The sequence below is a fragment of the Anaerobacillus sp. 63XJN7_5_ISO-PGPR-S23-430 genome (genome assembly GCF_056173695.1).
This window is the reverse complement of sequence record NZ_CM149686.1, coordinates 1,276,219-1,299,808: the sequence shown is the minus strand read 5'-3', so window position 1 is coordinate 1,299,808 and position 23,590 is coordinate 1,276,219. Positions and strand designations below refer to the sequence as shown.

31 protein-coding genes are annotated in these 23,590 nt (G+C 40.1%); 8 read left to right on the top strand and 23 right to left on the bottom strand.

Translation table 11 applies throughout. The features are described 5' to 3' along the window. Positions 1–278 precede the first annotated feature (278 nt). The 4 genes from AC0VYJ_RS07125 to AC0VYJ_RS07110 form a co-directional block, all read right to left on the bottom strand. A complete protein-coding gene (locus tag AC0VYJ_RS07125) occupies positions 279–683 on the bottom strand; it encodes a cytidine deaminase (protein ID WP_475366989.1) in 405 nt (134 codons plus the stop codon). A 367-nt stretch (positions 684–1,050) separates the two neighbouring features. After that, positions 1,051–1,521 (bottom strand): N-acetyltransferase family protein, encoded by a 471-nt coding sequence (locus AC0VYJ_RS07120; RefSeq protein ID WP_475366988.1) that lies wholly within the window; start codon positions 1,519–1,521, stop codon positions 1,051–1,053. Positions 1,522–1,695: 174 nt separating this feature from the next. Then, on the bottom strand, positions 1,696–2,343 hold the full coding sequence (locus tag AC0VYJ_RS07115) for a pentapeptide repeat-containing protein (RefSeq protein ID WP_475366987.1): 648 nt from the start codon (positions 2,341–2,343) through the stop codon (positions 1,696–1,698). A 186-nt stretch (positions 2,344–2,529) separates the two neighbouring features. Then, on the bottom strand, positions 2,530–3,024 hold the full coding sequence (locus tag AC0VYJ_RS07110; RefSeq protein WP_475366986.1) for a CBO0543 family protein: 495 nt from the start codon (positions 3,022–3,024) through the stop codon (positions 2,530–2,532). Between the two features lie 219 nt (positions 3,025–3,243). Here AC0VYJ_RS07110 and AC0VYJ_RS07105 point away from each other — a divergent pair, with 219 nt between their 5' ends. Further along, positions 3,244–4,164, top strand: a complete 921-nt coding sequence (locus AC0VYJ_RS07105) for a cation diffusion facilitator family transporter (protein WP_475366985.1) — start codon at positions 3,244–3,246, stop codon at positions 4,162–4,164. A gap of 46 nt (positions 4,165–4,210) precedes the next feature. Here the strand turns inward: AC0VYJ_RS07105 and AC0VYJ_RS07100 are convergent, their stop codons facing one another. From AC0VYJ_RS07100 to AC0VYJ_RS07085, 4 genes are all read right to left on the bottom strand, one after another. Continuing rightward, positions 4,211–4,753, bottom strand: coding sequence for a CBO0543 family protein (locus AC0VYJ_RS07100; RefSeq protein WP_475366984.1), 543 nt, complete (start codon positions 4,751–4,753; stop codon positions 4,211–4,213). Positions 4,754–4,877: 124 nt separating this feature from the next. Next, positions 4,878–6,209 carry a GntP family permease gene (locus AC0VYJ_RS07095; protein WP_194220898.1) on the bottom strand — a complete coding sequence of 444 codons (1,332 nt, stop codon included), beginning with the start codon at positions 6,207–6,209 and terminating at the stop codon, positions 4,878–4,880. A 309-nt stretch (positions 6,210–6,518) separates the two neighbouring features. Beyond that, entirely contained in the window at positions 6,519–7,472 is a 954-nt protein-coding gene (locus AC0VYJ_RS07090) for a hypothetical protein (protein ID WP_475366983.1), read from the bottom strand. Then, positions 7,459–7,803: a PadR family transcriptional regulator gene (locus AC0VYJ_RS07085; RefSeq protein WP_303529435.1), complete on the bottom strand. Its 345-nt coding sequence runs from the start codon at positions 7,801–7,803 to the stop codon at positions 7,459–7,461. The genes AC0VYJ_RS07090 and AC0VYJ_RS07085 overlap by 14 nt, the downstream gene beginning before the upstream one ends. A 193-nt stretch (positions 7,804–7,996) precedes the next feature. On the opposite strand from AC0VYJ_RS07085, the gene AC0VYJ_RS07080 reads away from it, so the two are divergent. Next, on the top strand, positions 7,997–10,162 hold the full coding sequence (locus tag AC0VYJ_RS07080) for a PAS domain S-box protein (RefSeq protein ID WP_475366982.1): 2,166 nt from the start codon (positions 7,997–7,999) through the stop codon (positions 10,160–10,162). On the opposite strand, the gene AC0VYJ_RS07075 is transcribed toward AC0VYJ_RS07080, so the two are convergent. Continuing rightward, the gene (locus AC0VYJ_RS07075) at positions 10,159–10,989 is read right to left on the bottom strand and encodes a LysR family transcriptional regulator (RefSeq protein ID WP_475366981.1); all 831 of its coding nucleotides are present in this window, start codon (positions 10,987–10,989) and stop codon (positions 10,159–10,161) included. The two genes, AC0VYJ_RS07080 and AC0VYJ_RS07075, sit on opposite strands and share 4 nt — an antisense overlap. A 141-nt stretch (positions 10,990–11,130) precedes the next feature. Here AC0VYJ_RS07075 and AC0VYJ_RS07070 point away from each other — a divergent pair, with 141 nt between their 5' ends. Together AC0VYJ_RS07070 and AC0VYJ_RS07065 are read left to right on the top strand one after the other, a co-directional pair. After that, positions 11,131–11,481: a DMT family transporter gene (locus AC0VYJ_RS07070; protein ID WP_475366980.1), complete on the top strand. Its 351-nt coding sequence runs from the start codon at positions 11,131–11,133 to the stop codon at positions 11,479–11,481. Continuing rightward, positions 11,478–11,774: a DMT family transporter gene (locus AC0VYJ_RS07065; protein WP_475366979.1), complete on the top strand. Its 297-nt coding sequence runs from the start codon at positions 11,478–11,480 to the stop codon at positions 11,772–11,774. Before AC0VYJ_RS07070 ends, AC0VYJ_RS07065 begins: the two co-directional genes overlap by 4 nt. Positions 11,775–11,850: 76 nt before the next feature. Here AC0VYJ_RS07065 and AC0VYJ_RS07060 read toward each other — a convergent pair whose 3' ends face one another. From AC0VYJ_RS07060 to AC0VYJ_RS07040, 5 genes are all read right to left on the bottom strand, one after another. Further along, entirely contained in the window at positions 11,851–12,372 is a 522-nt protein-coding gene (locus AC0VYJ_RS07060; RefSeq protein ID WP_430241239.1) for a GNAT family N-acetyltransferase, read from the bottom strand. A gap of 67 nt (positions 12,373–12,439) precedes the next feature. Further along, positions 12,440–12,793: an SHOCT domain-containing protein gene (locus AC0VYJ_RS07055; RefSeq protein WP_430241237.1), complete on the bottom strand. Its 354-nt coding sequence runs from the start codon at positions 12,791–12,793 to the stop codon at positions 12,440–12,442. Between the two features lie 38 nt (positions 12,794–12,831). Next, on the bottom strand, positions 12,832–13,056 hold the full coding sequence (locus AC0VYJ_RS07050; protein WP_475366978.1) for a hypothetical protein: 225 nt from the start codon (positions 13,054–13,056) through the stop codon (positions 12,832–12,834). A 29-nt stretch (positions 13,057–13,085) separates the two neighbouring features. Beyond that, positions 13,086–13,268 carry a hypothetical protein gene (locus AC0VYJ_RS07045; RefSeq protein WP_194220888.1) on the bottom strand — a complete coding sequence of 61 codons (183 nt, stop codon included), beginning with the start codon at positions 13,266–13,268 and terminating at the stop codon, positions 13,086–13,088. Positions 13,269–13,380: 112 nt separating this feature from the next. Then, positions 13,381–13,845, bottom strand: coding sequence for a GNAT family N-acetyltransferase (locus tag AC0VYJ_RS07040; RefSeq protein ID WP_430241233.1), 465 nt, complete (start codon positions 13,843–13,845; stop codon positions 13,381–13,383). A 247-nt stretch (positions 13,846–14,092) separates the two neighbouring features. Here AC0VYJ_RS07040 and AC0VYJ_RS07035 point away from each other — a divergent pair, with 247 nt between their 5' ends. Both AC0VYJ_RS07035 and AC0VYJ_RS07030 read left to right on the top strand, forming a co-directional pair. Beyond that, on the top strand, positions 14,093–14,443 hold the full coding sequence (locus AC0VYJ_RS07035) for a hypothetical protein (protein WP_430241231.1): 351 nt from the start codon (positions 14,093–14,095) through the stop codon (positions 14,441–14,443). 187 nt (positions 14,444–14,630) lie between these two features. Further along, positions 14,631–15,164 carry a hypothetical protein gene (locus AC0VYJ_RS07030; RefSeq protein ID WP_475366977.1) on the top strand — a complete coding sequence of 178 codons (534 nt, stop codon included), beginning with the start codon at positions 14,631–14,633 and terminating at the stop codon, positions 15,162–15,164. Between the two features lie 206 nt (positions 15,165–15,370). Here AC0VYJ_RS07030 and AC0VYJ_RS07025 read toward each other — a convergent pair whose 3' ends face one another. Then, positions 15,371–16,465 (bottom strand): hypothetical protein, encoded by a 1,095-nt coding sequence (locus AC0VYJ_RS07025; protein WP_475366976.1) that lies wholly within the window; start codon positions 16,463–16,465, stop codon positions 15,371–15,373. A gap of 248 nt (positions 16,466–16,713) precedes the next feature. Between AC0VYJ_RS07025 and AC0VYJ_RS07020 the strand changes: the two genes are divergently transcribed. Continuing rightward, complete coding sequence (locus AC0VYJ_RS07020) at positions 16,714–17,034, top strand: ArsR/SmtB family transcription factor (protein WP_283152558.1); 321 nt, start codon at positions 16,714–16,716, stop codon at positions 17,032–17,034. A 74-nt stretch (positions 17,035–17,108) separates the two neighbouring features. Beyond that, entirely contained in the window at positions 17,109–19,586 is a 2,478-nt protein-coding gene (locus AC0VYJ_RS07015) for a heavy metal translocating P-type ATPase (protein WP_475367471.1), read from the top strand. Between the two features lie 86 nt (positions 19,587–19,672). On the opposite strand, the gene AC0VYJ_RS07010 is transcribed toward AC0VYJ_RS07015, so the two are convergent. The 8 genes from AC0VYJ_RS07010 to AC0VYJ_RS06975 form a co-directional block, all read right to left on the bottom strand. Beyond that, positions 19,673–19,861 carry a hypothetical protein gene (locus AC0VYJ_RS07010; protein WP_475366975.1) on the bottom strand — a complete coding sequence of 63 codons (189 nt, stop codon included), beginning with the start codon at positions 19,859–19,861 and terminating at the stop codon, positions 19,673–19,675. 121 nt (positions 19,862–19,982) lie between these two features. Next, positions 19,983–20,270, bottom strand: a complete 288-nt coding sequence (locus AC0VYJ_RS07005) for a hypothetical protein (protein WP_475366974.1) — start codon at positions 20,268–20,270, stop codon at positions 19,983–19,985. Positions 20,271–20,343: 73 nt separating this feature from the next. Beyond that, complete coding sequence (locus AC0VYJ_RS07000; protein ID WP_475366973.1) at positions 20,344–21,174, bottom strand: DUF2785 domain-containing protein; 831 nt, start codon at positions 21,172–21,174, stop codon at positions 20,344–20,346. 78 nt (positions 21,175–21,252) lie between these two features. After that, positions 21,253–21,522 (bottom strand): hypothetical protein, encoded by a 270-nt coding sequence (locus AC0VYJ_RS06995; RefSeq protein ID WP_475366972.1) that lies wholly within the window; start codon positions 21,520–21,522, stop codon positions 21,253–21,255. A gap of 34 nt (positions 21,523–21,556) precedes the next feature. Further along, on the bottom strand, positions 21,557–21,754 hold the full coding sequence (locus tag AC0VYJ_RS06990; RefSeq protein WP_475366971.1) for a hypothetical protein: 198 nt from the start codon (positions 21,752–21,754) through the stop codon (positions 21,557–21,559). A 99-nt stretch (positions 21,755–21,853) separates the two neighbouring features. After that, the gene (locus tag AC0VYJ_RS06985; protein WP_430241215.1) at positions 21,854–22,135 is read right to left on the bottom strand and encodes a hypothetical protein; all 282 of its coding nucleotides are present in this window, start codon (positions 22,133–22,135) and stop codon (positions 21,854–21,856) included. A gap of 48 nt (positions 22,136–22,183) precedes the next feature. Next, the gene (locus AC0VYJ_RS06980; RefSeq protein ID WP_475366970.1) at positions 22,184–22,717 is read right to left on the bottom strand and encodes a competence protein ComK; all 534 of its coding nucleotides are present in this window, start codon (positions 22,715–22,717) and stop codon (positions 22,184–22,186) included. 415 nt (positions 22,718–23,132) lie between these two features. After that, positions 23,133–23,399 (bottom strand): hypothetical protein, encoded by a 267-nt coding sequence (locus AC0VYJ_RS06975; RefSeq protein ID WP_194220877.1) that lies wholly within the window; start codon positions 23,397–23,399, stop codon positions 23,133–23,135. Positions 23,400–23,590: the final 191 nt, after the last annotated feature.

The following is a 23,590-nucleotide window of genomic DNA, read 5'->3' as shown; positions in this document are numbered from 1 at the left end:
TTCTGCTTCAACTTCCGAAACTGTGAATCAGAGGGCTTAATATGAAATTTCTTTATACAGAAAAAGCAGAGCGTCTCAATCATCGCCATCCCTCATTTCCAGGATTTACTTATCATCACTACACATTTCTATAAAAGGGAATAAATCCCTTCTGGGGAAACTTGAAATTCTCACATCCTTCAACCACCTGATTAGCCCTATACGGATGAACACTTTGCTTTTAGCTCCTGGACATGGAACTGATTCCTGAGATTAACGCCCATCTACTTCTTATCTAATTACTCTCCCTCATATGCTTCATACCAGTGATAAGGTTGGATCTCTTTCAATGTTTTAAAGGTAAGCGTTCCGTCTTTTGTGAACACAGCTGCTTTCACATGCGATCCCCAATAAAAGAGTCGTTCCTGACAAATGCCACACGGGGTTAAAATCACATATTGAGCATTTTCATCTTCACGTACGACGCAAATGGAATGCGTGATTTCTATATTTAATTTATGGGCTTCTAGGATAGCCCCCGTTTCAATACAAAGCTCTGCAGAAGCATTTATGTTCTCTGGAGAAACGCTCGTTAGAATAGAACCTTCACTTGTGTACATCGCCGCAGCCCCTCCCCAACCAGACGGGTAACGAGACTCTATTAAACTCACTGCTTCCTCATACAATTTGCTTTCTATTTTCATTAAATTCAACCCTTCCTCAGAATAAAGTTTCACTTTTGTGCTATGTAAATGACCTAATGGATAAAAGGAGCGTTTGCGATAAACTTAGCAAACACTCCCTTAAGAAAAGAATCAAACCTACAAATTATTTTTTCTTCTTTTTTCCAATAATAAAAACCGTAATGAACACAATCATAAGCAAAAACATCCCCTCTGCCATAAATCCTTCTCCAATGCCTTACGTATTTTTCAGAGTAAATCTATTAGAGAATATAAACTGATCAATTTTTCTGCGTATTACTACATACGAAACGAACGAGAATTAGTTTCAATTGCCAGTAAAAAAAGCGCGGGGGTCAGGTGCGGACCTGACCCCCGCCACGGACATTTATACGCGCTTCACAAACACAACCCGCTCACGCCCTGGTCCGTCATAATTTGAGTGAACCGCAATTCCATTCACGACGCGGTTTCCTCCTTCAATCTCAAAACCCATTCTAAAGTGGTAGGCAATCGAATTCTTATTATCCGGCGAGGTGACGCACCTCACTAAGCTTCTGCCATAAACTTTCATTGTTTGAAAGAACGACTCATAAAGTTGACGTCCAATGTGACCACCTCGATAAGAAGGGTGAACACCAGCAATGTGAATATACCCTTCTTCTAAATGAGTTTGTGAAAGAAAACCAATTAGAAACCCAGCAATCTCACCGTTCTCTTCTGCAATAAAGCTCGTATTCGTAAAATGATCAAAGAACATTTTAGGAAGCTTGTCGATCATTTGTCCTCCACTCCACCATTCATTGATCAGTGGAGAAATCATATAGTAATCTGATTGCTTCACATGGCGAATGTTCATAAAACCCTCCAATCTTAGCAGCTTGTCTAAAACCACTTATTTCTTTATGTAAATCCCAATATTCTATCGCAGGTTATATCCACTAACAATTATTTCAAATATCCGCCCATTCCTCAATCACTTCTTTTATGAAGTAACGCAGCGAGGGACAGGCACGTGCCTGTCCCCCTCTCGCTATTCAACTACCTTCAATCCTAACAACTTCGCAAACCCAATCGCCTGATCCTGTGAAACTTCACATCCATCTAGGCTTTCCAAATCAACATGAAGGCGTTCAAATGTACACGTGCTAAGATCGACACCCTTTAAGAGCGTTTGTACGAAATTCACATCGTTTGCGTCACACCTGTTGAAAATTGTCTTTGTAAACTGACAGCCATGATAGTTCGCGCTTTGCAAAGACGTATCTTCAAATTTCACTTGTTTCAGCCTGGTATCCACATAGCTACTGAAATTTGCCATACAATTCTCAAACATAACGTTTCCAAGGTTTGCTTCCGAGAAATCAGCACCCATTAACTTGCAGTCCGTGAACTTCACGCGATGAATGATGCCTTCAGTGAAGTTCACATTGGAAAGGTTACAATTATCGAATATAACATCAATCATATCAATTTGAGGAAACGTGGCGTTTGTAAATGTAACGTTTCTAAACACCACTTTCGATAAGATCACACGGTCAAGCTCAACGTCGTCCACCGCTTCACCTATAATCTCGCAATTCATTAGCGTTAAGTCTTCATCATTATAAATCGCATGAAAATGACCTTCTTCAAGGATAGCCGGAATTTTTGGACGTTCTAGTTTTATGTTTTTGCTCATCGTAACACCCTTCTTACTTCAGTTTGGTCATAAGAAAGATATCATATGAGTGACAGTAAATATAAGCCTGTCTTTTTGGAAAGAAGTATGTACAAACTTTGCCTTGCTTTCTCAGCATGAATATTAATTACTCCCTCTCTCTGTTTGCACAAGAAAAGCCTCCAGAATGAGGAAGCTGAGAATGACTTATTCATTTGATTCCTTTGTCTTAAGCTCATCTTTGTAAAACCAGCGATAAAACATGCGTGAACTAAAATTCGTCAGCGAAAGCGTAATAAAACTCCAGTACCACTTCCATTTAACATACTTTATTAGATTCGTATATTTTTCCGCGATCACTTCTCCTATCGTAATGACTCCAACATGAAAAACATAGTAAAGAAGCTGAGTGAATTTATTTCTATTTTCCGGATAATTCAAATTGAAGATGGCACAAAACGCGGGATAAACAAAATACTCGAATGTGAAGCTTGTACGGTTTGATTTCTTAAAAAGTCGAACAGGATATTGAATAAGTCCTTTCTCAACAACAAGCAAACCGAAAAACCATGTAACAAACTGCTTAAAAAACATGGCTACAAGACCGTGTCGAATTTTATTTCTCGGGATATATTTATATAGAAGTGCTGCAGTCACTATCCAAATCAAATAAAGAATACCCTTGTCCTTTGACACCTTCATCACGCTCCTCTATCACATTAAAGTCCCCAAGTTTGGTCTTTTGATACATACTAATTGAGCGAAAATCCGCCTTATAGATACAGTTGTCTTTTGAAGGGGTCAGGCCCGAGCCTGACCCCTTCAAAAGACGTTTAAAACAACTTGCATTAGTGGTATAATCAGTATATGAACATATACTCATGTATAACGTTTTATTGTTAATCGACTGGAGGCATTACGATGGGGCATAATCATAATCATTCTCATGATCACGGACACACTCATTCAGCAAACAAAAAAGCACTACTCATTAGTTTTATACTTATCGCCACTTTTATGATCCTAGAGGTTGTTGGAGGAATTATAACCAACAGTCTCGCACTCTTATCTGATGCCGGTCACATGCTTAGCGATGCCGTCGCTTTAGGTATGAGCTTACTTGCCTTTAAACTCGGTGAGAAGAAATCTGATACTGAGAAAACATATGGGTATAAGCGATTTGAGATTCTTGCGGCGTTCTTAAACGGGATTGCGCTTATTGCGATTTCATTCTATATCTTATGGGAATCCATTAATCGTTTTATCGATCCACCGGATGTAGCAAGCACAGGTATGCTGGTCATCGCTACTATTGGCCTGATCGTCAATATTCTCGTAGCTTGGATCCTTATGAAAGGAGACACTTCTGAGAATCTCAATTTACGAAGTGCTTTTCTCCATGTATTAGGTGATTTACTTGGATCAATCGGCGCAATCATTGCCGCATTGCTCATCATGTTCATAGGCTGGAATTACGCCGATCCAATTGCGAGTGCGATTGTCGCTATACTCGTTTTAATTAGCGGGATCCGAGTCACGAAGGACTCTTTCCACGTATTAATGGAAGGAACCCCTTCTAATATCGATCTTCAAAAAGTGAAAAAAGCGCTAGTTGAAATCGATGGGGTGAATTCTATTCACGATTTGCATATTTGGAACATTACCTCCGACTTTCCATCTTTCACCTGTCACCTTGTGGTTAACCAGGGGGTAAATCGAGATCAAATGCTTAAGATCGCTGGGCAAAAACTACATGATCAATTTGACCTCTCGCACACTACCATTCAAATCGAATGTGAAACATCAGAAATAAAAGACCGAGAAAATAACTGTAACGAGTAATAGAATCCAAAAAAGGGGGAGCAGGTTCGTACCTGCTCCCCCTTTTCTATTCTAACTCGTGGAAATTACCTCTCCTACTAACACGGTGGGCAATAAGATAAATGATAATGTAGACTGGCACCCCATAATATAACTCCCATTTAAGAGGAACATATACGTCTAATTTAATAAATAACGGCTCGAATACAAACGCACAAATTAGCGAAAAGAACACCGCCTTCAATAGTGGACTGAAGTTTGGTTTGTATTGAATAAGCAACATTACCATAACTGGGAAAGAACTTAAATCCCATGGCATAAAAAACGTATGTATGTACGGTAGCGGTGTATACAAATAAAACCATAGACCATAAGCAACGCCCATCGAATCCAGCGTTGATGTAATCACATAAACGAATAATCCTGCTAATAATAAACGGTTCGTGCATTCCTTTTTTCGTAGAATCAGCCAAATAACCCACGGTCCTACAAGAAGTAAAACGTTCAACCACCATTGCCAGGCAAGAAACATTTCTTCTTTCCAAAGGGTGCTATATCCATCGTTTAATTTTTCGATTGAAGTATGAAGTTCAATCATCTTATTCTTCACTTCATTCAACATCCCATCATGTACCCTATCGTATTTGATATGGTTAACATTTCCTAAATAGGAGCGTTTTATGCTGGAATGAAAAAAAGAGGGGGTCAGGCACGTGCCTGACCCCCTCTCGCTTTTATACAAACATGTTCAGAATTAATGCTCCGCCAAATGCTGCAAAGGAAAGAACGGTTTCCAACACAGTCCACGTTTTAAACGTTTCTTTAACGGTTAAGCCTAGATATTCTTTAACCATCCAGAAACCAGCATCGTTTACATGTGAGAACATAAGTGAACCTGCACCTGTAACAATAACGAGCAATTCTAGATTCACACCTGACATCGTTGCGATGATCGGTGACACAATTCCAGCTGCTGTTGTTAAAGCAACAGTTGCGGAACCTGTAGCAATTCGAATAAGACCTGCAATCATAAAGGCAAGAACGAGTGGTGATAACGAAAGATCTTGAGAAAGATTCCCGATAATCGTTCCAATTCCGCTATCGATCAAAATCTGTTTAAAGCCACCACCTGCACCGATGATCAAGATGATTGATCCAACAGGTAGAATACATTCTTCTACGTATTTCTTAATTTGTTTTTTGTCTAATCCCTGACGGAATCCAAGGAAATAGAATGCAAAGAAACAAGATAATAACAGTGCCACAAGTGGGCTACCGATAAATTCTAAAATCCCTTCCGCACTACCTGGTAACGGTAGGAACGGAGCGAACGTACCTAGAACAAGTAAAAACACCGGCATAATGATTGTTGTAAATGAAATGCCTGTACCAGGTAGTTTAGATGGATCCTGCTGATCTTCCACTTTGATCAAATCAGGCTCACCTACAGGAACTACGCGCTTGTTAATCCATTTGGCAAATACCGGACCACCAAGAATACCAGCTGGAAGCGCTATAACTAGTGAATACAATAGAACTTTACCAAGATCCGCTTCATAAATACCAATCGCAGCAACGGCACCCGGATGCGGCGGAATCAATCCGTGCACAATCGACAAACCTGCTACAGCTGGTAGCGCAATCAATAAAATGTTTTTCTTCGTTGCCTTTTGAATCGAAATAACGAGTGGTAATAGAATTAAAATACCAACTTCAAAGAATACTGGAATTCCGATAATAAATCCTGAGAAGAACATCGCCCATGGCAACTTTTTCTCTCCAAAGACGCGAATAAAGAAATTCGCAATCTGCAACCCTGCACCGGATTCAGACAGCAGTTTTCCTAGAATCGTACCAAGTGCTAGAATACCAACTAAGTGACCAAGTACGCCACCAACACCCGCTTCATATGAACCTATAATATCGACCCATTCCATGCCCGACATGACTGCCAGGAATAAAGCCGCTACAGTTAAACCAATGAAAGCATGCCACTGAAATACAGAAACTCCTACAATTACGATTGCAATTGATATGAGTGTTATTGCTAATAAGTAGATTTCCATGATAACTCCCACCTCTTCTAAAATAAAGGGTTTACATTAATTCGATTGAAAACCCTTCCAACTTTCTTCATTATAGGAATTATTATTTCATAAATCAATGGAAACGTTTAAAAAATTTTTCTGTTAATTATGAAACAGACGGTTCTATTTGATAGAAAATCCCTAAAAACCCTTGATAATAAAGGGTTTACATCACGAAAAAAAGAATCGCAATTTCTGCGATTCTATTAAAATTTATTTTTTTCAGTTAATTAAACCCTTGCATTTCTAGCACTATTTTTAAATATTCCAAGAAAAAAAGCACTAAACTTACAAGTTCGCTTTCCAAAATCCTTTTACAATATCCATGCCGGCACTCAGAATAAAGAATAGCCCAATTGCTGCAAGAATCATATTTTGATACGTTTCTGAAAGAGACAATAGGTTCGTTAGATCTGGATGAATCAGCTGATCATTTAATAACATAATCACAATTACTGTCGTCGCAAAGGCATGATGAATAGCATTAGCCATCGCTAAACGCTTCGTCCAATAGCCAACAATCACTTTATATAAAGCTAGCAACACCGTCGTTAGAAGAGTCAGACTTACAAGTGGCCAGTAAGATAAAAGCACATCATTATTAAAGAAAGGCACATCCACCTTACCGTTTCGAATGATGCCAAGTAAGTTGTCTGCGTTAAAATAAAGCGTTGCCCAAACTGCCGCAAAGAGAAGGTCTGCGAATAGCTCCGATTTCGCAACTTTCTTCTTTTTGGGCACAGAGGTTACCTTCTCTAATTCATCCGCTGACCATCCTTTTAGCGCTCGGTTTATATTTATATCGGTCCGTTCCAAAATCACAAAAATGAGGGTGATCCAAAACAGTGTTTGAATTGCGGTATTCCATAAGCCTCCAATAGCATCACCCATCAGATTAAAAAAGACGTCTCCAAGTGACCTTGTGCCATTGTAGTCGATCACATTAATCGTCATAAACCCGATAAATGTGACAACGAGCGAAATAGGTAACACCATCTTGATAATCTTCATGTAAAGTTCAAAATATTGAGGGCCAATGAGATGCATTGGCCAATCCCGAAATCCATTCGCCATTTGTACCGGGCTCCCAAGTTCATTAAGGGCGCTCTTCACTTCTTCTTCTGAAGGATCATCCGGCAGCATATCCCCGATCGTTGATCTTAATTCAAGCGCAATGTCCTCCCGAATGGATTCAGGAAGTCGTCTCGTCACTTCACCAATGTAAACCTCAATCAGATTCACGTTCGTCCTCCCCCTTCAACAAGGTAGCTAATTCGCTCGATGTTTTCTCCCACTCTAGTTTCAGCTGTTCGAAAATTTCTCTTCCATACTCACTTAATACATAATACTTACGCGGTCTGCTTTCCGTTGTATCCCAACTGCTCGTCACCATCTCCTGCTTCTCTAACCTCCGAAGCAGAGGGTACAGCGTGCTCTGTTCAATGGATATGCCTGATTTGTCAAGCGATTGAACGAGAGAATAGCCATATTGAGGAGTTCTTAATTGACTTAGGACCGCAAGCGTTAACGTGCCTCTTCTGAGCTCCGTTATGAATGAATTTAATAACGTCACACCCTCACCAACCTTCTTACTGTGTGTCATACACTATATATACTATGTATCATACAGTGTTATGTGATAAACAGCAATGTGGATTTGATAACATTTTAAAAAAGGAGAGTGGGTCAGGTACGTACCTGACCCCCCTCCCCTTTTCATTTGTTATAATAGTAAAATAGTTTACGAGATCTGGAGGGTTACATTTATGAATACTGCTTCCTATTACGCCCATTACGATGCCATTCCTCTGCCCCTCGTGGTTCTTGATCGAAACGGGGGCATCGTCCATCGTAATGAGTATGCGATTTCAAGATTCTCCTCTTATGAAAAAGCAGAATCCATACAGTGCATTGAAAGTATTTTATCAATCGAACAGAACCAAATCCAAGCACACCTCGATCGAGCTTTTACAATGGAGCCGGGAAAATTTATTGAACTCCCTCTACCTTTTACGAAAGAAGCGATTCGTTTCTCTCCAATAGATTCGAACCATGTGACCCTTGTCATTGTTGAGGATAAAGAGGCTCTCTACAAGGAAGTTACCGGTGAACCTTCAGATAACAATGAAAGCATTCCTACCGAAGAGCTTGAACAGCGGTTTCACTCATTAATTGATGAAAACCCTGATGGGATTGCTTTTGTTGATCAACACTTAAAGCTAACCCTAATCAATCAAGCCCTTCACAGAATGCTTGGCTATTCATTGGAAGACTTGATCAAAGCACCTACACATGTGGTAAATGAGGAAGCGATTTCTAAGATCGGTAGACATTTCGAATTAGCCTTATATGGAGATCAACGCTCTTACGAAATTGAGGCGTATGACATTTACCGCAATAAGGTTCACCTTATGATCAAAACCATTCCCATTCATACAAATGGACACTTCCGCGGTGCTTATAAAATCGTAAAAGATATCACTGAGTTCAAAAATGCTCAGTTCGATACAATTGATCAAGCAGAACAATTGCGCTCGCTCATTGACTCCATACCTGAATTCATTATCTTTAAAGATAAACAAGGAAGAATTCTTGAAATGAATGCGTATGCGAAATTAATATTTGGGATCGAAGAGGGAGCATACAAAGGAAAAACGTGTGATGAGTTAAAATGCAGAAGCGTTGATGCTCACCATCTACTTAAGAACAATGCAAAAACAGATTGGATTGCCTGGGAAGAAGAAAAAAAGGTGGAATACGAATATGAGCTTGAACTAGCTAATGGAGAGACAGGCACATTTGAAATTATTAAAGCCCCAACGTACAACGCTGATGGTGATCGGAAATATCTAATCGCTATTGGAAGGGATATTTCAGCACGCAGAGAGGTGGAAAAGGAACTTGTTGAAACACAGGAGCTTATTGCCTCCATTTTCACAAATAATGCTGATGCTATATCGGTTAGTAACCTTGATAAAGAAATCATTAAAGTAAATCCCGCTTTCCAGCGACTTTACGGCTATAAAGATGAGAACATGACAAGTCATCTTTATGACATCTACCCTGATGACAATAAAGAAGAGGCTGATCAGATCATAGAAGCTGTTACTGACGGTGACGGTGTTGTGGATTTCGAAACGGTAAGGAAGAAAAAGGATGGAACGCTAATCGACGTAAGCATTACCTATTCACCGATTAAAGACCATGAGGGGAACATCATGGCAATGTCCGCTATTACAAGAGATATACGCGATCGTAAGAGAACAGAAGAGCTTCTCCTTCGTTCAGAAAAGCTCTCTGCAATCGGACAGCTAGCAGCAGCTGTCGCTCATGAAGTTCGCAATCCATTAACATCGGTAAAAGGATTTATTCAGCTGTACAAAGATCGGATCCATAATGATATATTGCAGCTGATGTTATCTGAAATGGATCGGATTGAATCAATCATCAATGAATTCCTATCACTCGCGCGACCACAGGCCGTTACGTACCAACAAACTGATATTATGACGCTAACCCGTAACGTCGTCTCACTCATGGAGCCAGAGCTTTTATTAAACAATGTCGATGTGAAGACGACTTTCCATATGCCATCCCTCATGATGCGCTGTGAGAAAAATCAAATGACCCAGGTCCTTATGAACATTATCAAAAACGGTATTGAATCGATGCCAGATGGAGGGCAACTCTCTATCACGACGTGCAACTCCGATACGCACCTGATCATCAAAATTGCTGATAAAGGCGTAGGCATTCCGAAAGAACGATTAGACCGACTTGGTGAGCCATTCTTTTCGAATAAAGATACTGGTACTGGCCTTGGACTAGTCGTCTGTTATAAAATCATTCACGAACACAAGGGGGCCATTCTGTTTGATAGTTCTGTTGGCGAAGGAACCGTTGTTACCATTTCATTGCCACTCGAACGTTAACGCCGTTCAAATGATGTTGATAAAAGAGAAAGAAGAGCCGGGCTGTTCGTATGAAGATGCATATCTCTACTAAGCGCCTCTCCTTTTATAGGCAGAAAAACAACTCCTTTCTGTTCAATCGCCTCTCCCATCATTTTCGGAAGATAGGCAATCCCAATTCCAAGCGAGACAAGTCCCCCCATCCCGAGATAGTGCGTTTCTAGCACGTCTCCCTCAAATGAATGGTCATGTAATAGCCCTCTTACTTGCTCAGAAAGATAGCCGGTAGGAGGGATGATTTGCGTATACCGGAAACATTCTTCTAGGGTCACTTCTTTCTTATTCGCTAATGAAAGAGAAACCGGTACAGCCGCAACAAAAGGTTCAGAAAATAAAAATGTTGAATACATCCCTTCAATCGCTGAGGTATTCTGAACAATCGCCGCATCAATTTCATGAGATTCTAACAGCGGCACCAAATCCAAACTATCTTCTCGAATAGCCGTAACATGAACATTCGAATACTGAAGCTGCTCGTAGTATCCAGGCAAAAAATAGGTGCTTAAGATCGGTGTCGAGCCAAATCGTATCTGATCAAATTTCTTATAGCGATCGACCGTCTGATTAATCTGCGTAAACAGCGGTTTAATATCTTCGTAAAAAGCTTGACCTTTAGTAGTCAGCTCTACTCCTTTAATTGATCGGTTAAAAAGAGAAAAACCAAGCTCCTCTTCAAGCTTCTTCATCTGTTTACTGAGAGCCGGCTGGGAAACAAATAAAGCTTTTGCTGCGCGAGTGAAACTTCTCTCGTCAGCAATTTTAATAAAGTACGCTAACTTCGGAAGCAAGATAAACACTCTCCTCTTTCATATGATTCTCCCCTATATTATAACCTGAAGTTATAGATCCATCATTTATTGATATTACCCACTCTCCTCGATCACACGTTATTCTAGAATTAGAATATGATCAAGAACTGGGGGATAACAATGAAAAGCGCTTATATCTGGCTCAGTATCGCTATTGTATTTGAAGTGATCGGGGCGACATTCATGAAATACAGTAATGGATTTACCCAGTGGGGACCAAGCTTAATAGTGATCTTGAGTTATGCTATCGCGATCCTCTTTTATATTTTTCTAACGAAAGATCACGAATTGGGCATCATTAACGCACTTTGGTCTGGGGGCGGTACGGTGATTATAGCCGTAGCTGGAATCCTCCTCTTTCAAGAGTCTACGTCATTCTCAAAATTTCTCGCTATTTTCCTCATTCTGATTGGCATCGTTGGCTTAAATACAAAGTCTCGCTATAGAGAAAAAGGGGAGGAAACGATATGATTTTTTTAATTTTAGCTCTCGCCTTTTCCATTATAGGCAGTATTGCCGTAAAGCTATCAGCTGGATTCACCCGTAAAATTCCAGGCATCGCCTCATTTGTTTTATTCGGGCTATGCATCTACTTTCTCACCCTTTCTGTGCAATCTATTGAAATCGGACTAGCCTACGCGATCTGGTCCGGCGGCTCTATCGCCGGCACAACCATTGCCGGTCTCATCTTATTCAACGAAAAAGCTACAAGAAGGAAATTTCTTTCTATAGCGTTTATCATCATTGGTGTGGTTATATTATAATTAGAACGGGGTTAGATACGTACCTGGGCCCACCGTAATCAAAAAATGCGCCGACCACTAATTGATCGGCGCTTTCTTATAAGTACTTTTCCATTCGAATATCTGACCACATTTTTCCTTGCCAGTAGGTGAAATCTTCTAACCTGCCAATCTCTTCGTATCCAAGCTTTCGGTAGAGCTTTTGCGCATTCGTATTAAACTCAAACACGCCTAGTTCAATCCGATTAAAACCCTGCTGGTAAATTTGCTCTTCTAAATGTTGGATTGCTTCATATCCAATTCCTTTGCCTCTACCTTCAGGTTCGCCAATCGTAATTCCAATCCATGCCGTTCCTGGTTCTTGCTTCAAAAGGTGTGGAGGATCCACCATGTAATTCATTTCTCCGATCATCTCGTGATTCACAAAGATCTGGAATATCTGCTGGTACGTAAGACGCTCCCTCACTCCCTCAAGAGTGATCGTCTCGCGCCGCTCTAATTCCTCCCTGCTTTTATTCGGGCGAATCAGCGGAATCAATTCTCGATCATTTTCCCACCGATTCAGGACTTCAACAAATTGAGCAGTTGGTTTCGTTAACTTTATGATCTCTGTCTTCACATGGTGCTCCTTTCAACATGGCAAGCAACCTTCATGTCTCTTATGTATTTAATTCGCTACTCTTATTCTACCACTTACGATTCAAGAGTTCTGCTTTCTTTTTTTGGTACTCTTCGTCCGTAATGATGTGATCTTCCTTCAAACGATGAAGTTGACGTATTTTCGACTCGTAGTCTTGATCGGAAGCCGCACCCTTATCATCGTCACGATCAACATCAGCTTGATACGTTGAAACGCCATTTTTACTAAAAACATTCAGGGCATGGTATCCCGTGATAAGGATCGCAAACACAGTCCAAACAATACCGAATGCGCCTATTTGCGAAACAAATGCAATACCGATAATTACAAAAATAAAGCCAGCAATCATTCCGATCATGGAACTAACTTTACTAGGCTTTACACGAAAATGAGAACTCATGACAATCCCTCCTTTTGAAATGACCTTTTCACACATCCTTAAAAGATATAAACAGAAGTCAGAATGATCAGAGCTGACACTAAAAAAATCACTCCAGCTTTCTTTCTTCGCCTTTCTCCACGCTCTTCAATCCCTAAAACAGCCATAAAAAGACCCAGAGAAAGGAGCATAGGGGCAAGCATTGCAACATTACCCTTCACGAAAGCAGCTACCGCTAAAGCTAGCGTTATGAGCGCCAATATACGTTTGATTCCTTTCAACATTCTCTCACCTCAACAACTAAGCTTCCTGATTACTCACCACCACCGCATCCCCCACCATCTCCACCGAAGCTATCGCATCCTGAGCTTTGATGCCCACCACTATAATAGCTTGAATGATCCGTTCCACCTGGAGAACGTCGCGTTGACGACGATTTTGAAAAGCCAGATGCGATAAATGCAATAACGAGTAATATTACAATAAATGCTGTCATTTCCATTCCCCCTTTTGTTTAATTACGTGTGGAACCCCTATAAAGTTTCAAATATTACCATTAAAAAGTGACGATATCCTCTTATCGAAGACACCGCCACCGTCTAGGTGCATTATGATTCAATAGGGGTTAAGCGAAACATTCCATTCATATCACCCGGTTGTTCAAAGCCAAACTGCTTATATAAGTGACTTCCCTCCTCTGTTGCAAAAAGACCGATGAAGGCTTGCGTAGGAGCATGTTCCTTCAAATAGGAGAAAAGCTGGTTCATTAACATTTTCCCTACTCCCTTCCCCTGATGCAGAGGGTGAACGACGAAATCCTGAATATAAAAATACATCGCCTCATCACCAACGATACGTGCCATGCCAATAACTTCATCTCCATAAGATACCGCCGTCGCATAAATAGATTGACGAACCGCCTTTTCCGCTACAGAAAAATTCATATTATTCCAACCGACTGATAAACACAACCGTACATATTCGTCGCTGGTTGGAAATCGGTCAATCACTTGATACCTTCTAATCAATTCCATCATTCCTTCTTTACATTTTTCACTACCGTATATACTCATTTCTCATCACTTTTTTATCCATGCCACTCACCTCTTTCCATCAGCATTTCATACATTCGCTGACCATTTCACAATCCCTTCTTTTCCAAAATTTCAAATCACTATTATTTCACCACCCTACATTCGCAAAGATGGTTGTAAACTTTTCCTCCCAACCGATCAGAATCTTTCCTTTTCTCGATGTTTTACCTAGATCTTTTTCGGGGAAATAACTATCTATCAACCGTGTTTACGAGGAGGAATTACAATGAATAACGAATCAAAAGCAAATTACCATATTACGGATCGCGATGAATTTAACAAGGTTTGTATTGAAGATCAAAAGATGAATTTTCCTGAGTTTGAAAAGTTCATGCATGACTACCTATTAAGCCAACCCCAAGAAACAATGGTCTTTCAAGAGTGTTGGATTGAGGACAAACAAGTAGAAATCGGGGATGTTAGAACCGTTCAGGTGAATTTCCTAGATCATAATAGTAATAACTACATACGTCTCTGGGGCGCTAAGAAGAATGATGATAACCAGGTAGTGAAAATTAAAGTAGATGCTATCGATTTAGAGACGAAAGAAGTTATTTATGAGCGATTATTGGCTTAAAAGAATAATAGATTAATGTGAACAAAAAAACCTCGCTATCATGAAAAGATGAGCGAGGTTTTTGTAGTGAAGAGATCTTTTCTTCTATTTATAAAAATCCCAATTCAATACCATTAAACCTAACAAATGGCATTAAATCCGAAACTTTTCCTAGCTTATTTCGTAGTACAGAATAGGAGGGATACATATGAAATTGAAATTAGCATCAGTTCTATTCGGATTAATACTTATCCTCGCAGCCTGCGGTGGACAGGAAGAAGGGTCTACTGAAAATCATCTAGACTCCCTACAAGAGAATTACCCTGAGGTTAAGACTGAAGTGGAGAAACTTCCTGAAGATTTTAGAAGTGAAATTACCGTACCCAATATGGAGAAAATTCCATTAGAAGTAGATGACGTGGAAGCTGTAGCCGAAACTGAATTAGAGCCATATGGAATGGATTTTTATTATGGAGAAGATGACAAACGACTAAACGTTATGATTAAAGACCAAAAGGGAATCGATACCTCTATAGGGGAAACGAACGAGGAACTTGATCAAGATGTTAATGGCACATACTCAGAAGCTGAAGATGGTCACCTCTTAACGATCACGTGGCTAAGTAAAAACGAAAATGCTCTATACAAAGTGACTGGATTCACGCCATCAGGGGAAGAATCTCCATTCACGAAGGAAGATATGGTAGAAATCGCAAACTCGATTATTGCACAAAGAAATTAAGGACCATTATTCAAAGGAGGGCTCTTCATCGGACTAATCATTGCGATTCTAACGATCCTATCGTCTGCTGGTTTTCTCTACTATATGGGAAAATCGGGATATTCATGGAACATGGATGAGAACGAAGAGAAATCGAAATAACCACTCTATCAAAGAGTTCAGACGGTTCATCCGATGAATCGTCCGAACTCTTTTTAATAACTCACCTATAAGTATGGATATTTCTCAAGCTCCTTCAAATAAACCATGAAACGTTCTTCCACTTGCCCCTTCGTCCCATAACGGATTACTTCTTCACAAGTGAGAGATTCTTTCTGCAGCAAAAGAAAATGATCATGCGCCATCGTCAGAAGTTTTAAAAACACCTCAACATGTAGGGCTTCATGCTTCTGCTCCAAGCGACTGATATACCCTTCCCTAAACCCTTCTGCATTCGCAATTAGCTTTGAAACATATTGATGGTAATTCCCTTTCCGATACCTTTCTGTGTTATAAAACGTAGGAAATAACGTCTCATAGTTGAAAACATAATTAGCTGCAAGTGACGTTCCAGTAGCTAGAAGAGGATAAGGATCGATCATTTTAACGCCACTTTTCGTGAAAATGAGATTCTCTGGTGAAGCATCTTGATTTGTGAGAATAATAGATTCGCGATCAATCGAGCGATTAGAAATAAACGATTCCCCAAACTCCTTCACTTTCTCTTTATCAAAATTGTATGGACTTACAAGCAGCGTATGTAACTCTTCCCGATACTCTTCTGTTTCTTCAAGTAGAAATTCACTTACAGTTAGATCATACGCGCCTATTAATTCTTCTTTTTCGTCAAGATACAAATATCCAATCCCCTTAAATGGTGGAGTAAACGATTCAAGAGCAAGATAGACCTCTCCTAGCTCTCTTCCATATCTTTTCCCATCTTCTATCGTCTGAGTGCTAAGATCAATTGATTTTCCTACATAAGTTTCAAGCGTGTACGTTAATTCTTCATTAACGCTGTACTTAAAATAGTTAGGGCAAATGTCGTTCTTTGCTTTATTGGCGTGCGCGTAAAAAGCTTTTGTCGCAGCATACTCCGCTATTAACTCCTTACGATTGAAAATCACCTCTCGCTCGTAAGCTATTTTCTTCGGTATGCGAAGAACAAGCCGCTCCCGCTCAAGCAAATACGCACAGTGCCAGGCACCTTCTCCTAACCTCTTGATTCTTGCGTCATCTGATAACTTTGATAAGCCTTCATTGATTAAAGCCTGTTGAATAAGTTCAAACTCTGCCACCTTTTTTGATGTAAGCAACCTCATCGGTCATATGACTCCTTCACACTATCATCTTTTTATGAAATGTCATTTTACCTCGCAATGACTTCCATTTTTAATTATTCCAAAATCATACAAATATCTCAATCTCTTATTTCATATAGATATCACCTATTGCACCTTCACTGTCTAACTTCGAAAAAATTCACACTAGTTTGACACACACATTAGAGATTGCTAATATGATAGAGAACATACATATTCGTTTTTACTAATATGTCAGGAGGGCACATATGCAAACTGTTGATATTGATATGAAAGTAAAGCTAATTCACGGGTTTTCTAATAAAACACGAATTCAAATTCTTGAGAGCATAAAGGATGTTGAAAAAACCGTTTCTGAGATTGTTCAAGAAGTAAATGGAAACCAGTCAAATATTTCACAGCATCTTGCTTGTTTGAAAGGTTGCGGGATTATAGTAGGTCGAAATGAAGGAAAGTATTGCTACTACAGTTTAAGAAACCAACAAATTCGAGATCTACTCACGATGTTCGATCTCATACTAGATGATGTTGAAAATGATGTAGCTTGCTGTGAACGTCACGTTGATTAGGAGGACTTTCTTTGGCAGATAAATGTTGTAACAATAAAAATGAAGAAAAAAACGAATGTAGCAGTGATTCTTCTATCGAAAAAGCAAGCTGCTGCAGTTCTGCTCTTCAAAATGAATACAAGCAAGAAGCGGATCAGTGTTCCAGTAGTAACACTGATGTAACTGAAGACACCAAGTCAGAAAAAACAAGCTGTTGCAGTAGCGAACAACAGAATCTAGAGAAAACAGACGCTCATTCCACCGATACTTCTGAGGAGAAAAAGACTTATCAAGTTCATGGAATGGATTGCCCTGCATGTGCAAAAACCATTGAAAAAACGTTAAGTAAATTAAAGAATTTAACTGAGGTAAAGGTCAATTACAGTACAGCAAAACTGCAAGTAGCCGCAAGTTCTGTAGATGCCTTTACTCAGGTTGAGGCAGAGATCAAAAAACTCGGGTATTCCGTTGAACCGATCAATCAGAAAAAGGATTATAGAACTTTTCATATTGAAGGAATGGACTGCGGCAGCTGTGCCAAAAGTATCGAAAATCACCTTAACACCTTGCCAACCGTTAAAGAAGTGAGCGTTAATTTTTCCACGGGGAAAATGAAAATTGACGCTTCTACTCAAGAGGAAAGCATTATGAAAGAAGTTTCCAAAATTGGATTCAAAGCGGTTCCAGATACTAAAAAATCAACACATACTAAGAAGAATAATGAAAATGCTTCAATGATCGTTTCTGGTAGTTTAATAGCACTAGGGCTCATAAATTCTTTTACGATCATCCCTTCAATCGTTTCAACCATTCTATACACCATTGCGATTGTGATCAGTGGTATTAAACCTGTTAGAAGTGCCTTCTTTGCAATTAAAAGTCGTTCACTCGACATGAACGTTCTCATGTCTGCCGCTGCGATTGGCGCTGCGTTAATCGGAGAATGGCTTGAAGGGGCTGTCGTGGTTTGGCTGTTTGCTATCGGAAACTACCTGCAAACAAAATCCATTGAACAAACAAGAAATTCGATTCGTAACTTGATGGATCTAGCTCCTCCAGAAGCCTGGGTTAAAGCTGGTTCAGAAATGGTGAAGAAACCTGTAGAGCGTATTACTGTTGGTGAAACTATCGTCGTTAAACCAGGTGATAAACTACCATTGGACGGGGAAATCATTCAAGGAGAATCAAGCGTTAATCAGGCTCCGATTACAGGTGAATCAATTCCTGTTGATAAAGGAATCGGCGATACCGTCTATGCTGGATCCATGAATGAACACGGCTCTCTTGAGATTAAAGTTACAAAGTTAGCTGACGATACGACGATCGCCAAAATTATTCATCTCGTTGAAGAAGCACAGGAACAGAAAGCGCCCACGGAAGCCTTTATCGATAAATTCGCAGCGATTTATACACCGATCGTGTTCGTGCTCGCCTTAGTCGTAATGGTTTTACCACCATTACTCAGCATCGGAACATGGGGAGAGTGGTTTTATCGAGGGCTTGAATTACTAGTTATCGCTTGTCCATGTGCACTCGTTATTTCAACACCTGTTGCGATCGTGTCAGCAATTGGAAATGCTGCTAAGAATGGCGTATTAATTAAAGGCGGTACGTTTTTAGAAAAAGCAGGTGCGATCACCGCTATTGCATTTGATAAAACAGGAACATTAACAGAAGGTAAACCGAAAGTCTCCGACATTAAGGCGTCAAACGGATCAGAACAAGAATTACTATCCATCGCCTTAACATTAGAAAACCATTCCACTCACCCGATTGCAAAAACGATTGTAAACTATGCAAACAATAAAGGCTTACAACCACAGCATGGTGAGCTGTTTCGAACTATCGTCGGAAAAGGCGTTCAAGCCACAATTAATGGCACGATCTATTACGCTGGGAATCCAAAATTATTCGATGAACTATCTGTTCCTTTAACAATAATAGAAAAAGATGTACAAGAAATGCAGCGTAACGGTAAAACCGTCGTCATTATCGGAACACAGCAAGGAATTCTTGGGACGATTGCCGTCTCTGATACAATACGAAATACATCTGCCGTGGCTTTAGACTCATTACAACAAAGCGGCATCAAACAAACGGTCATGCTAACAGGAGATAATGAAGGAACGGCCAAAACAATTGCTTCAGAAGCAAAGGTGAATCGTTATTTTGCGGAGCTATTTCCTGAAGATAAAGTAACCGCCATTAAGAAGCTACAACAAGAAGGGTACAAGGTAGCTATGGTTGGAGATGGCATCAATGACGCTCCTGCACTTGCAACTGCCGACCTAGGCATTGCGATGGGTGGCGCTGGAACTGACACAGCGATGGAGACAGCCGATATTATTCTTATGGCCGATAACCTTGATCAACTTCCACATACAATGAAGTTAAGCCAAAAAGCATTAAGAATTATTAAACAAAACATCTGGTTCTCGATCATTATTAAAGTGATCGCGCTTGCCCTCATCTTCCCGGGCTGGCTCACACTTTGGATCGCTGTATTAAGCGATACCGGCGCAGCCTTAATCGTTATTTTAAATGCACTTAGATTATTGAAATTTAAGCATTAAGGAGAAAGGAGATGTTTCTCATCGAGAGAAACATCTCCTTTTCCTGTGTGTTATTGTTTGCTGACTTCTACTTTCTGAACGAACTCTCACTCATCACTATCCAGATCATGATCTAAAAAAGAAGGTTTATGCTCTTCTTTCAAACCATGCTTTTCCTCGAGATACTTACCAATAACGGAACTATTAATCCCTCTTCTAACGGCTGATTCGATTACGACATATAGAATAAACAGACTGACAATAAACATGACTATAGTTAATCCGATTCCCATCATTCTTTTACCCCCAAGTGTTGATTCATATAAAAAAAACGAATTCTATCATCCCAATAAATTAAAAAGAAGACTCTTTTCATTTTGATGAAGGAAGGACTGTGCAGCAACGATTACTATCCTCTCACCCACCAAATGACCAAAATGATAAGAAAAAGATGCAGAACAGAAGAAAGAGACTACCAATTCCAATGGCAACAAGCGGAATACCTCGTTCATTCCTACCTTCCTTAATAAAACCCATCACTCCAAAAACAATCCCTAACAAAGCTGTGATCGGAGCAAATTGAATAAACTTCACAAACGCTCCAAATCCATTATTGTTATAAAGCATACCTACAAAAACTACGATCTGAATAACAAATACACCCAGTACAAACAAAGCTAGCTTTCCTGGTAATGATTTTGGCACTGAAACTACTCCTTTCTAAGGGTTTATTCCATAACGCTTAGATCGTTGTAACACCGCTGCTTATGCACCTCACTCAATCCCCTAAATAAATCTTCCTCGTCCATTTCTCCACGACGTCTTCAATTACACGCCTCGCATCAGAACACGTATCCCTGATCAACAGCCTAAAATAACAGCTTTTCAGAAAACTTAGGACGTTCCCCTTCTTATGAAAGAATTCCACACTATACCTTTCCACTTCAAAATGGGCTTCAAGATTGTCACTAAGTGACGTCACCCAATTACTCAGCTCCTCCTCCTTCATTCCTTTCTCCAAAAGCGCCTCGATCGCAAACAAAAGCCGTTCGTCCTCATCGTCCACATATGTACCTTCCTTGAAAAGACACTCTTGAATCGCATCAAGACATTCACCCGTTTTCTTCCTATCAAAAAGCGGGTGTCTGATCACTTCCGCAAGAGCATCAGCTCCGTGAGCGATACTATGCGCCCATCCCTTTGATGCTACAAACCCGCGCGTATCCTGCTCTTCTTGTAAATAACGTATAATTCCTTCTATCGAAGCTTCGGTTTGTTCTTTCTTCAAGAAACGATTGGAGCGATCTTTTTCGACTACAAGTGCAACTACCAGAACCGAAAAAGAACGTGTGAAAACCGAGTCTGTCCCTCGCTCTCCCATTTGATAAAAAAGGTGATCTTGATCAAGACAAACGTTCAATAGATGAGTCAATTGTTCTTCATTTAAGAAATCCATCATAACCAGTTTGCCAAACGTCGTATAAATGAGTTCATCTCTTAAAACTGGATCTGTACTACCGATTTGTTGAAGCATATTTTTAATAAGGTCATCAAGATCTACTTGCCTATCGTTTACATCCAATTGTTCCAATATGAGCTTCAAATCCACTCCCCGTTCACCCTTTCCACATGAAAATAATCGACAGAAAAAAAGCTGCGCTTCAACGCAGCTTTTCACTCCCTCCGTCTATTGCAGGTAAATATAGATGGTGAGACAAGTAAATAACACCATCGATCCTATCGCTCTCGTCCACCTGTATTTCCTACTTAACCCCGCCTTCTTTTCCAGGAATTCAATATAGGTGAGGATTAAGAAAAAGCTTATCATCAAACCAAAAGCTCCAGATTGATTATCAAACATTACATGCATACGCAAAAATACCACCGCAATCAAGACTGGCCCTATGATCCCAAAAGCTAGATAATACATCTTAGCAGAGTTACGTTCCTTCTTCATTAACATATCTCCAAACGCTTAGCAGAGTATCACCTTATTTACGATTCTGCTTCTTTTTCGAATCAACACCGTGCGAACTGCCCGTAAACGGATTGATTTCATACGTGAGATCTCGTCCTGCCTTTTCTTCTTCCCTCGCAATTCGTTTTCCGAGTGACGCATAATACCATCCCCAGGCAATGAGGGACAGTAAACCACCGCCGATCATAATCCAGAACACTGCATCTTCCATCTACCTCCACCTCCAACACCATGGTCTATCACACTAACTACTTCTCGTTTTACTTGTTTCAATCCTTCAAGTAATTGGTAATGGAGTTGGCGCGTGCTTCTATCTCATTTTTTTCTGCAGAAAAGCTCTCACTTCTGATAGATTCCTTGATTGAAGGACAGCCTCTTTCGAATCAAAGTGAACATAATCCTCCACTTTTTCATACTCTTCCTCAGGAATACCTTTGAAGAAATACTTCCAACGCATCGTTCTCACCATTTTCTTTATATCTTCATCAAGGCGTTCCTGATTAACTCTCATCACTGCGATCCATAAAGGATCACAACCTCCTCCAGGAAACACATCAAGCAAACCATCCTGATCAAAACCATCCACTGCCACCTTTTTCTCTGGAAGGGGTCAGGCGCGTGCCTGACCCCTCCAACGCTCTCAACAATAAACAGGATTATTCGAATAATGACTAATCCAGCGCCCCATTCGCTCCATTTGCTTTTGTAGTCTGCCCTTTGAGACAGGAACCAGGAGCTCAAAACCATCCTGAAACAAAATCATTGTAGTACTCTTCGTGATCGCATACACATCTCTAACATGCTGGTAAAATACCCAGCAGCAATCGATGCTTTCAGGTGACTCTGTTGGAAAAACCGAAATCGCATTCCAATTGGAAACGATGATGGGCGTCTGCTGTTCGTACTTCAAATGATAGATAACCGCCTTTCTTCGCCCTTCATACGTAACCCCAGCTTCAAGACAAGCCTGCCTAATTAAATCTACTGGAGATGTTGTTGATAAATAGATACCGCATCGATCATAAATTCTCGAACTAAACCCAACCTCTTTCGCCACTACAATCGCCCTGGTCGTTTTACTAATTTCATAGTCATTTAAGATTTCTACTTCGTTATTGACCATGCCTACTTTTCCCTTCCGTCCCTTTAAATCGGGTATAAGATTCATTCGCATTCACCATTACGGTTCCCCTCTGCTTGAATACAGGGTATACTAAAATCAATGTTGGTTTGCACGCCAACAACTGCCCCAGAATGTGTCCACCAAGACAAAACATTCTGGGGCTTTTATGTATCCATTCACTTTTCTCATCACCTCCTCAAAAGCAAGAAATACATGCCTTCAAATCGCCCTTGTATACCCTTGTAAATATTTCCACCCTTTACCTTGATTATAGATAATATTCCGAAATATTCAAATACTTTTTTTAGTAGATAAGACCCACGAGTGCCTGTCACCACCCGCTTTATGTAACTTCCTGTCGAATCACCTGCGCTTAATGAAGAGATGCAGCCAAACGTTCTCCCTACTCCATACAAAAACAGACCTACTCTCACATGAGAATAGGTCTGTCTACTATAAGAATCTATTAAAACATCAACATGCTTACACCAATCGCAAACAGCACAACTCCCGCGATGGAGTAAAACATACCAGAACGGTGCTCCCCTTTGATACGTTTCGAAATACCAGCAAGTAAATTAATTACGCCAAATCCCATAATGCCGTATAGTAGTAAATTCTCCTCTTCAGGAGTAATCAGATACATAATCGGAAGTAAAAGTATTAACGCAGATAGGATAAACTGCACAATGCTCAATGAAAACAATAGTTTAGATTCAGATTCTGTGCTCATCATTTTTCCTTCTTTCCTTTTCTAGGTGAACTGATTCATGACTTCTATCCTAAGTATAACAGCGCCAATCTCGTTTTTGTTATGGCAAAAGTATGAACATTCTTTAACAGAGTCTACTCCGTACTTTCCCGATAAACGAACACCCTAACCATTTAACATCTAACTCCTTTTCATAATTAAACCTGTTAGTG

Bases quoted from the DNA above. Each gene is read 5' to 3' on its own strand.
- AC0VYJ_RS07045 (WP_194220888.1), bottom strand. From the start codon at position 13,268: ATGACAGCATTTATTGTAATATTACTCGTTATTGCATTTATCGCATCT.
- AC0VYJ_RS07080 (WP_475366982.1), top strand. From the start codon at position 7,997: ATGAATACTGCTTCCTATTACGCCCATTACGATGCCATTCCTCTGCCC.
- AC0VYJ_RS07010 (WP_475366975.1), bottom strand. From the start codon at position 19,861: ATGATGGGAATCGGATTAACTATAGTCATGTTTATTGTCAGTCTGTTT.
- AC0VYJ_RS07065 (WP_475366979.1), top strand. From the start codon at position 11,478: ATGATTTTTTTAATTTTAGCTCTCGCCTTTTCCATTATAGGCAGTATT.
- AC0VYJ_RS06995 (WP_475366972.1), bottom strand. From the start codon at position 21,522: ATGAAGAAGGAACGTAACTCTGCTAAGATGTATTATCTAGCTTTTGGG.
- AC0VYJ_RS07125 (WP_475366989.1), bottom strand. From the start codon at position 683: ATGAAAATAGAAAGCAAATTGTATGAGGAAGCAGTGAGTTTAATAGAG.
- AC0VYJ_RS07020 (WP_283152558.1), top strand. From the start codon at position 16,714: ATGCAAACTGTTGATATTGATATGAAAGTAAAGCTAATTCACGGGTTT.
- AC0VYJ_RS07070 (WP_475366980.1), top strand. From the start codon at position 11,131: ATGAAAAGCGCTTATATCTGGCTCAGTATCGCTATTGTATTTGAAGTG.
- AC0VYJ_RS06980 (WP_475366970.1), bottom strand. From the start codon at position 22,717: ATGCGAATGAATCTTATACCCGATTTAAAGGGACGGAAGGGAAAAGTA.
- AC0VYJ_RS07095 (WP_194220898.1), bottom strand. From the start codon at position 6,209: ATGGAAATCTACTTATTAGCAATAACACTCATATCAATTGCAATCGTA.
- AC0VYJ_RS07040 (WP_430241233.1), bottom strand. From the start codon at position 13,845: ATGAGTATATACGGTAGTGAAAAATGTAAAGAAGGAATGATGGAATTG.
- AC0VYJ_RS06975 (WP_194220877.1), bottom strand. From the start codon at position 23,399: ATGAGCACAGAATCTGAATCTAAACTATTGTTTTCATTGAGCATTGTG.
- AC0VYJ_RS07115 (WP_475366987.1), bottom strand. From the start codon at position 2,343: ATGAGCAAAAACATAAAACTAGAACGTCCAAAAATTCCGGCTATCCTT.
- AC0VYJ_RS07110 (WP_475366986.1), bottom strand. From the start codon at position 3,024: ATGAAGGTGTCAAAGGACAAGGGTATTCTTTATTTGATTTGGATAGTG.
- AC0VYJ_RS07025 (WP_475366976.1), bottom strand. From the start codon at position 16,465: ATGAGGTTGCTTACATCAAAAAAGGTGGCAGAGTTTGAACTTATTCAA.
- AC0VYJ_RS07035 (WP_430241231.1), top strand. From the start codon at position 14,093: ATGAATAACGAATCAAAAGCAAATTACCATATTACGGATCGCGATGAA.
- AC0VYJ_RS06990 (WP_475366971.1), bottom strand. From the start codon at position 21,754: ATGGAAGATGCAGTGTTCTGGATTATGATCGGCGGTGGTTTACTGTCC.
- AC0VYJ_RS07055 (WP_430241237.1), bottom strand. From the start codon at position 12,793: ATGAGTTCTCATTTTCGTGTAAAGCCTAGTAAAGTTAGTTCCATGATC.
- AC0VYJ_RS07050 (WP_475366978.1), bottom strand. From the start codon at position 13,056: ATGTTGAAAGGAATCAAACGTATATTGGCGCTCATAACGCTAGCTTTA.
- AC0VYJ_RS07120 (WP_475366988.1), bottom strand. From the start codon at position 1,521: ATGAACATTCGCCATGTGAAGCAATCAGATTACTATATGATTTCTCCA.
- AC0VYJ_RS07030 (WP_475366977.1), top strand. From the start codon at position 14,631: ATGAAATTGAAATTAGCATCAGTTCTATTCGGATTAATACTTATCCTC.
- AC0VYJ_RS07105 (WP_475366985.1), top strand. From the start codon at position 3,244: ATGGGGCATAATCATAATCATTCTCATGATCACGGACACACTCATTCA.